This window comes from Paenisporosarcina sp. TG-14 (assembly GCF_000297555.1).
GTDB lineage: Bacteria > Bacillota > Bacilli > Bacillales_A > Planococcaceae > Paenisporosarcina > Paenisporosarcina antarctica.
Genome location: NZ_AMGD01000011.1, coordinates 60,258 through 68,471, shown reverse-complemented (window position 1 = coordinate 68,471; position 8,214 = coordinate 60,258). Strand labels below are relative to the sequence as shown.

Genomic DNA, 8,214 nt, shown 5'->3' with positions numbered 1-8,214 from the left:
GACTCCGGTGGGATTAGCGTGACAGGTAAGACCCCACAGGAGCGCGGTTTTCGCGACGAGGAGGCTCACCGCACGCCCCACGGAACGCGTCCGCTCGGAACGGAAAACAGCGTGTATCAGGCTTCTTTTAGTTGCATAGATATTTATAAAAATGATATTAGTGAAATTCCTTTCTACAGTTTTATCGAGAAGGGGATTTTATTTCACCAACGTCATATATTGTACAACCTTAATTATTCATATTCATTTTTGTTTATTCTAGTTTGAGAACGATTTATTCCCGTCCGCCCATTAATATCCAACAAAAAGCCACTTCGTCGACTATACGAAGTGGCTTTTTTCCTCAATGTTTATCTATTGTTTCTTTTGATAAGTTTTTTCCCATTTCCGCATATTGCACAAACACGCGTGCGAGTTCGCGTAGACGGTCATGTACATCTTGATCGACAATGACATTTCCTTCACCAAAGTGATGGGTCGTTGTGTACACATAATTAGGTGTAACAAGACAACGGAAGTAATCAAGGATTGGCTTTAATTGATTTTCAACAACTAAATGATGTTGATAAGTCCCACCATTAGCAACAATAGATACAGGCTTATAGCGCATCGTGCGTGGATGCAATAAATCAAACGTATTTTTCAAGACACCCGGAATGGATCCTTGGAAAATCGGCGTAGCTAACACATAGCCTTCCGCTTCTTCAAACTTACGCACGAGGAGGCGCATGTCATCATTGTATTTTTCAAGTGGGCGTCCATCGACGAACTGATGTTCAAAATCAGAAAGCTTCAGGATTTCAAGTTTTAACTCCCCATTTAATTGTTCAATATATACTTTCACTTGCTCTAAAATAGCTCCAGTTTTAGACCCAATAATTGTCCCGTCTATTAGCAGAATTTTCATGTTCATCCTCCTTACATACTTTCTTATATGGTTATTGTATCAAATATCAAAGCCTTGCCCTAAGCATAGAGCTCTATATAAGTGAAAGTTCATTCTTTCGGCTGAACTTTGTTAAGCGATGTGCTGCTCAAATTCAATTTATCTATTAAGAGTGAATCAAACATGCAAGTACCTTGAGATTAATTTTTTTAGCTTATTTTATTTGAGCAATTACTTCAGACTCATATATCGCTACGGTTCTAGATTGTGGTTCTAATGCCTTTTGCATCATTGCAAATGCTACTTGCTTCGCTTCGATTGCCAGGTATTTCTTTAATGGTCCAATGAAAAAAGATTTTAATAGTTTCATCATCGTTGCCCCAAATTGTTCGCCTAAACGAAACTCTTGGCGATCACCTATTAATAAAGAAGGTCTAAATATAGACACATGTGGAAGCGAAAGCTCGGATACTTTTTCTTCCATAGCCCCTTTGACTCGGTTGTAGTGAACTGAGGATTTCGGATTTGCGCCCATTGCTGAAACGACTAACATATGGTTCACGCCTTGTAACTGCGCATTTTTCCCCATTTCAACGGGAGCAATTAAGTCTACTTTCTCAAATGCCTCTTTTGAACCTGCTTTCTTCTTTGTCGACCCTAAACAACAAAAGAAATCATGGACCCCTTCGAAGTCATTATTTGTTACTTGATCTAGATTTTTTATTTTTGTCACTAATTTTGGATGACTATAGGAAAATTCTTTACGGACAATGATTATTACCTTTTCGTATGCTTCATTTTCACAAAGAAACTTGACCAAATGTGAACCTGTAAGGCCTGATGCGCCTGCTACCATTGCTATTTTGTTCCCCAAAATCAACACTCCATTCTTAATGGCCTACTAGTTTAAGTTTACCATATGAACATGCAAATTCTGAATATTTACTCATACGGAGTAACTATTTCCCATACGTTAAATAGAAGATGAAAGGTGGGAATGAAATGAGTAACCAAATTCAACAAAAGACCATTTTATTTACGATCGGGCGTGCTGGCTATCCTGTAACGAGATGTATACACTTAGCAAAATTGCTAGCATCTCACCGTATTCTATTTGCTGCTCCCGTGAAACAAACAGTGGTCCTTCAAACGCTCGATCAAAAAGGGTTTGCCCCTCTCTCATATGCAAGAAAAGCTGATTTGAAGGCATTACTAGAAGAATATGAACCCGATGTAGTCATTTCAGATGGCTGTGATACTGACATCGACGAAGGTAAACTTTTATCTTCACTCGTTCCGGTTACATTACATTTTGACGACTTTGGTGAAGGAGGAAAAACCGCAACGCGTGTCGTTCAATCCTTGTACCGTGAAGATCGTGAGCCAGTTCCTTCCCATTATGTAACGGGGCCAAGTGGATTTGTGGTCCCTGACGAATTAGAACCTTATGCAAATTCAGGTTTAAAACAAGTTACTACTCTTCCTCTTCCACATGTCGTCGTGACATTTGCAGATGACGATGCAGATAACTTGTCGTATCGAACACTACGTCATTTATTACATTTACAAATTCCGCTTGCCATTACCGTCGCTCTTCATTCGAGTTATCATCATAGTCGCGATGATTTGAAATTAATGGCATTAGGACGCAAGCAATCACGAATTGTAGAGTGTGACGACCCAATCCAACTTATTAGTGAATCTGATTTAGTTATTTGCGATGCTAGCTTCACTCCTTACTACGTAGCTGTTATTGGTAAACCTTGTATCGTCATTGCGGAAGACGAAAAAGAAGCGCAACAAGCTTTTCCTAGAGAATCAAATGGTTTCATCTATTTAGGACTTGGTCGCAAACTAAAACAATCCCATTTGCAAAATGCCGTAATGGAGACGATTCTTCATCCAAAACGCAGTTTGCGTGCGGTTAAAAAACAATTAGCGTTAAAGTTACCTTTAAATAATCTCAACATGCAACAATTTTTAGAAAGAACCATACAAGAAGAAGCACGAGAAATCACCAAATAACCGCAATATGTGATACAATGTGATAAAAGAGGGTTTCTCTTATATGACTTTACAACAAATTCAAACACAAATTGCCGAATTAAAGATGGACTATATACGGTTGCAAGGCGACATGGAAAAGATGGAGTCCACTGGGCACCCTGCCATGATTGAACAAGCCGAGCAACGTTTAGGAAACATGGAAGTACAACTCGCAGAACTAAACAAAAAACTCGCGGCGCTGTAACAAGCCTGCGAGTTTTCTTTGTTCAGTTTCGGCTATCAGTATAAATAAAAACATTTTCTTGCACCCTTTTTAGTGCAAGTTGCGTTTTTCTAATGGAGGAATGAAAACATGGCATTATTAACAGTTGATAATTTAGGTCACACATTTGGTGACCGTACACTATTTAAAGACGTATCATTCCGCTTAGTTGAAGGAGAACACGTTGGGTTAGTTGGAGCAAACGGTGTCGGTAAATCGACATTGATGAGCATTATTACAGGTGAAATCATTTATGATTCTGGTAAAGTGGAGTGGCTTCCAGGTACTCATTACGGTTATTTGGATCAGCACACACTTTTAGAACAAGGAAGATCTATGCGCGATACCTTGAGTGATGCGTTCCTACCTCTTTACAAAAAAGAAGCAGAAATGAATGAAATCACTGGCAAAATGGGTGATGCAACACCTGAAGAATTAGAAGTGCTTCTCGAACAAATGGCAGATATTCAAGATGCCTTAGATGCAGGTGACTTTTATACACTTGACATGAAAATTGAAGAAATAGCACGTGGTCTTGGTTTAGATGCAATTGGACTAGACCGTGAAGTATCTGCTCTTTCAGGTGGTCAGCGTACGAAAGTATTGCTAGCTAAATTACTACTTGAGAAACCAAAAGTATTGCTACTTGATGAGCCGACCAACTATTTAGATGAAGAGCATATTGGCTGGTTAACAAATTATTTGAAGAGCTATCCTCACGCTTTTTTGCTTATTTCTCATGATACTGAATTTATGAATGGCATCGTAGACGTCATTTTCCAATTGGAATTCTCAAAACTGTCTCGCTTTACGGCGTCGTATGAAAAGTTCCTTGAGCTTGCAGAAATTAATAAACGTCAACATATTGATGCTTATGAAAAACAAAGAGATTTAATTAAGAAAACAGAAGACTTTATCGCAAAAAATAAAGCCCGTTACTCCACGACAGGACGTGCAAAATCTCGTCAGAAGCAACTTGATCGAATTGAGCGAATTGACCGTCCTGAAACAGCTGCGAAGCCTCAATTTGCCTTTAAAGAAACGCGTAGTCCAAGTCGTTATGTAGTGGAAGCGGAAAATTTAGTCATTGGCTATGATAAAGCCTTATTACCTCCCTTATCGTTTACAATTGAACGCGGGGAAAAAATTGCGCTCGTTGGTATGAACGGTGTTGGTAAATCGACGTTACTTAAAACGATGTTAGGCAAAGTCCCTGCACTCGGTGGTAATGTAAGACGTGGAGATTTCTTAACCACAACTTATTTCGAACAAGAAGTAAAAGCAGACAATGTAACACCGATTGAAGAGATTTGGAAAACGTATCCTAGTATGGAACAAAGCCAAGTACGAGCTGCATTAGCACGTACCGGTTTAAAAAATGAGCATATCTCACGACCAATGAAAAGTTTAAGTGGTGGCGAGCAAGCAAAAGTGCGTCTATGTAAGCTAATGATGGAAGAAAGCAATTGGATGCTTTTTGATGAACCTACCAACCATTTAGACATACATGCTAAAGAAGAACTAAAGCGTGCCATGACTGCATATAAAGGTACGATTGTATTAGTCAGTCATGAACCGGATTTTTATGAAGATTTAGTTACGAAAGTATGGAATGTTGAAGACTGGTTCCAAACCGGTGTCCATGTAGAAGAATCAAAATAAGCTAAAAGGCCGCTGAAGTTCAGCGGCTTTTTTTATGTTACTCGTTTCTGAGAGTTTTTACTTTATCTCTTTTACGACGCGGTTATCGAGGATTCGTTATGCGATAACTCCATTTCACACGAGGACAACTCGTATTCACAGTGCTTTATCTGAAATTCGTATTCCGTTATCTAATATTCACCTTTTTCACACAATTTAACATACTTGACTATATCCATTCAAAAACCGTCGCAAATAAAGTTGAGGCCACTGAAAAACTTACGTTATCAAAATTTGTAAGTGTGTTTAAATTGAAAAAGGCGACATGTCGTATTGCTTACTCTGATTCCATCAGTAAGGACATAATTCGTTTGAGGTTTACGGCAATTATCACCATGGCTCCTTGCATCTGCATACAAAATAGACCTGCATATGATATTTGAACATGCAAATCGGCGGCACTGCATTGAGTCCGTTATCTAGACACTATTTATGTTTCAATTCTTCGAGCATAAAAGAAAAGGCGACGACGAGTTCATTGATTTGGCCTAGCGTATTATTTTCTAGGACAACGATATCGTAAATCGCTATAAATGGACTAATATTTAAAGATTCTTGATTGGAAATCATCGGGATATCACACGAAATTAGTACACAATCAATCCTTTTCTCTACAAATTGAGGAAAGGATTGCTTGTTTAGATTAAAAAACCGGCACATTCTGTTAGATTTTGAACAGACAAAGGAACCACACCTTTTTTAAATGAAAGTTAATATCTGTACAAGTGATTGAAGTGGAAGGTGGCGACTCCGGCGGGAAAAGCGAGACTGACGAGACCCCGCAGGTAGCAAGGCGGACGAGGAGGCTTGGCGATCGCCCCGCGGAACGCGTCCACCTGTAACGGAAATCACACCTTTACTAGTCCATAAGCTAAGAAATTATAAATTGAATCTTTCAGTGTCTGGGGTTTCTCAAGTTAATATGTTGTTACTTTTATTGATTTTTGGAATGTATAAATCCAGCGTTGCCACCACGTGAAGTCATCTTGAAACTCTTCCATGTCTACCGTGTACATAGCGTCTTCATTGTTCCAAATACGTTCGAAATAGTCTTCCATTTCACCGACGAGTTCACTGTCGTTTGGCGCGACGACCCGCATATTGCTCTCAAGGTTGTAATTATCAAGTGTGCGTTCCGTATAGTTACCAGATCCACTTGAAATTACCGTCTGGTCGTCTGTTTGAATCCAAATTGCCTTTGTATGGTACTGTCCAATTACGGCATTGTACCAACGAATGTTTATCTTGTCTTTCGTATCTTCCACCATCTCTTGGACTACAGGACGATTCGGCAATCCTGATTTTTCTTGGCCAAATGAGTTTTCGTTTGGATCCAAAATCATATTAACTTCAACTCCACGATTTGCTGCATCGATTAAGGCATTAACGATATCGCGTTTTGCTATGAAGAACATACCCAGCCATATCTTATCGCCTTTTTCGGTATTAGCCAAATCTGCAAGTAAAGCGTCCAAAATCTTTTTCTCCGTTACATATTGAACTTCATATTCCCCGTCACTTTCTTCCACTTTTGCACGCGGTAGTTCAGGTCCACCAGAGAATAATGAAACTGCTTCTTCAGCTTCTAAAATATCATTTATTATTGGTCCAGTTACTTTTAATGCAATGTTACCGTGGAATCCACTTGCATCGTGAGGATTTGAAGAAGTCACCATGGCTTCTTTATCTGTCACTACTACTTTTCGATGGTTTGCTTTTATGTTTAGTAATGTCATATATGAGGCAATTGTCATTTTAGGCGCTTCGCTCGCCGTCGCATTCGCAATCCAACCTTTCCCACCTATATCAAACCATTGGAAGAACGTTCGGTGAATTCCTGAATAAATAGGTGTAGAGTCGCGCAATTGTTCTATATCGGTATAAACAATTTCAACTCCGGCATCTCGCATTTTTTTAAACCATTCATTCTCATATGATCCATAGCCACGATTAAGTGGATCAGTAATAAACACCACTGGCATATCAGGATTTTCTCTCTTTTTATTTGCTAGTGTTGTAGATAGCGTGTCCGCAATTTTAGGGAAATCTACTTTCTCATCGTAATATCCGTCAAACGAGAAAAAATCAACGACAACAAAGTCATCTGCTTCTTTAATCATTGTATTCACTGCATCAAAAATATGGTTTTCATGCACCATGTCCTTGCCTTTTTGATCTTGCGCATACGTCAAATCCGTAATAAAGTCTACTGCATCTGTTTTATGTAACTCTCCATCGTACGAAACACCTTGTGGCAATGGTTTAAATGTGTGCCACAAAATAACAGCAATATAAATAAGAGACAATACGCCTAAAGAACCTATAACAATGCGTTTTCTTTTGCTCCATTGTTTGCGTGTTTTGTTGACCATATACGTTTCCCCCTTTGAAACTTTGTCGTTTATTATTCCGTTATTCCCTTGTTGGTGCATCAGCAAACCAGATGGAACTTCTAATTCCATACATTTTATTTGGAATAATGAGCAAATAATGAGCAGTAGTTTCCTTCAGTATTTAACTACTACAACGTGGAACGTGATTTTTACAACCAAAGTGCTCAAAATTACTACGTGAACGTCAATTTTTACAACGTCACCTTCTTTAATTACAACTGAGCTTTTAACCGCTTATTTTATCTCCTTAAACACAAAAAATCACAGTCAAAAGTGACTGTGATTTCATTATGCAGGCAGATATTCAACTGCATTAGTATCCGCTATCATCATTTCTTTTAAGCGTTGTTTTGCACGGAAAAGACGCGATTTAACAGTCCCAATCGACACTTTCATCAATGCTGCGATTTCAACTAGTGAATATTGATATACATAAAAGTAAAGTACTGTTGTTTTGTATATGTGATCTAACGCCGAAATTTTTTGCTGAACCATTTGCGACAAATCGTCTTTTTCAAGCATATCTTCTGTACTTAGTGAATGGCTTGGAATTAAATCCAGTACGGGAACATCTAGTTGTTCAGGTTGATTTATAATATGCTTGCTGCGACGTACTGTTTTACGGTAGCGATCGCGGAAAGTATTCAAACATATTGTTGTTAACCAAGCTTTAACATGATCAACATCTTTTATGTATGCTTGATAGCGTACAACCTTTACCCACACTTCTTGCATTAAGTCTTCGGCTTCAGTTTGATTGCGCGTTAACTTTAAACATAAGTGATATATATAACGCTGATAGTCTTCGTAAACTTTCTCTAATTGATCGTTCATAAGGTTCGTCCTCCTTTCGTTTTTGCTGTTAACTATATATTGCCAAAAACGAACCTTACTCTCTATCGTATTCACTTTCATATTTCTTACATATGTGTAAGGTTGAAACGCGGAGAGCCCCAATCAGAGAT

General features: G+C 38.6%; 9 protein-coding genes. 4 read left to right on the top strand and 5 right to left on the bottom strand.

The annotated features are described in order from the left end of the window. Nucleotides 1-267 (top strand): hypothetical protein (locus tag C406_RS20965; RefSeq protein ID WP_237740512.1); only part of this gene is annotated, 267 nt, incomplete at its 5' end. A 76-nt stretch (nt 268-343) separates the two neighbouring features. On the opposite strand, the gene C406_RS0104835 is transcribed toward C406_RS20965, so the two are convergent. Then, complete coding sequence (locus tag C406_RS0104835; protein WP_017379469.1) at nt 344-907, bottom strand: NADPH-dependent FMN reductase; 564 nt, start codon at nt 905-907, stop codon at nt 344-346. 193 nt (nt 908-1,100) lie between these two features. After that, nucleotides 1,101-1,769: an NAD-dependent epimerase/dehydratase family protein gene (locus C406_RS0104830; protein ID WP_237740511.1), complete on the bottom strand. Its 669-nt coding sequence runs from the start codon at nt 1,767-1,769 to the stop codon at nt 1,101-1,103. A gap of 119 nt (nt 1,770-1,888) precedes the next feature. On the opposite strand from C406_RS0104830, the gene C406_RS0104825 reads away from it, so the two are divergent. The 3 genes from C406_RS0104825 (at nt 1,889) to C406_RS0104815 (ending at nt 4,817) form a co-directional block, all read left to right on the top strand. Beyond that, nucleotides 1,889-2,911 (top strand): hypothetical protein, encoded by a 1,023-nt coding sequence (locus C406_RS0104825; protein ID WP_017379467.1) that lies wholly within the window; start codon nt 1,889-1,891, stop codon nt 2,909-2,911. 43 nt (nt 2,912-2,954) lie between these two features. Then, complete coding sequence (locus C406_RS0104820) at nt 2,955-3,137, top strand: SE1832 family protein (RefSeq protein ID WP_017379466.1); 183 nt, start codon at nt 2,955-2,957, stop codon at nt 3,135-3,137. A 108-nt stretch (nt 3,138-3,245) separates the two neighbouring features. Next, complete coding sequence (locus C406_RS0104815) at nt 3,246-4,817, top strand: ABC-F family ATP-binding cassette domain-containing protein (protein WP_017379465.1); 1,572 nt, start codon at nt 3,246-3,248, stop codon at nt 4,815-4,817. Between the two features lie 465 nt (nt 4,818-5,282). On the opposite strand, the gene C406_RS20475 is transcribed toward C406_RS0104815, so the two are convergent. From C406_RS20475 to C406_RS0104800, 3 genes are all read right to left on the bottom strand, one after another. Continuing rightward, nucleotides 5,283-5,426 carry a hypothetical protein gene (locus C406_RS20475; protein ID WP_155966698.1) on the bottom strand — a complete coding sequence of 48 codons (144 nt, stop codon included), beginning with the start codon at nt 5,424-5,426 and terminating at the stop codon, nt 5,283-5,285. 347 nt (nt 5,427-5,773) lie between these two features. Beyond that, nucleotides 5,774-7,228 (bottom strand): phospholipase D family protein, encoded by a 1,455-nt coding sequence (locus C406_RS0104805; RefSeq protein ID WP_017379463.1) that lies wholly within the window; start codon nt 7,226-7,228, stop codon nt 5,774-5,776. A gap of 309 nt (nt 7,229-7,537) precedes the next feature. Further along, on the bottom strand, nt 7,538-8,083 hold the full coding sequence (locus tag C406_RS0104800) for an RNA polymerase sigma factor (RefSeq protein ID WP_017379462.1): 546 nt from the start codon (nt 8,081-8,083) through the stop codon (nt 7,538-7,540). Between the last annotated feature and the right edge of the window lie 131 nt (nt 8,084-8,214).

Excerpts from the sequence above, each read along its gene's own strand:
- C406_RS0104835 (WP_017379469.1), bottom strand. The coding sequence starts at position 907 with ATGAAAATTCTGCTAATAGACGGGACAATTATTGGGTCTAAAACTGGA.
- C406_RS0104825 (WP_017379467.1), top strand. The coding sequence starts at position 1,889 with ATGAGTAACCAAATTCAACAAAAGACCATTTTATTTACGATCGGGCGT.
- C406_RS0104820 (WP_017379466.1), top strand. The coding sequence starts at position 2,955 with ATGACTTTACAACAAATTCAAACACAAATTGCCGAATTAAAGATGGAC.
- C406_RS0104815 (WP_017379465.1), top strand. The coding sequence starts at position 3,246 with ATGGCATTATTAACAGTTGATAATTTAGGTCACACATTTGGTGACCGT.
- C406_RS20475 (WP_155966698.1), bottom strand. The coding sequence starts at position 5,426 with ATGATTTCCAATCAAGAATCTTTAAATATTAGTCCATTTATAGCGATT.
- C406_RS0104805 (WP_017379463.1), bottom strand. The coding sequence starts at position 7,228 with ATGGTCAACAAAACACGCAAACAATGGAGCAAAAGAAAACGCATTGTT.
- C406_RS0104800 (WP_017379462.1), bottom strand. The coding sequence starts at position 8,083 with ATGAACGATCAATTAGAGAAAGTTTACGAAGACTATCAGCGTTATATA.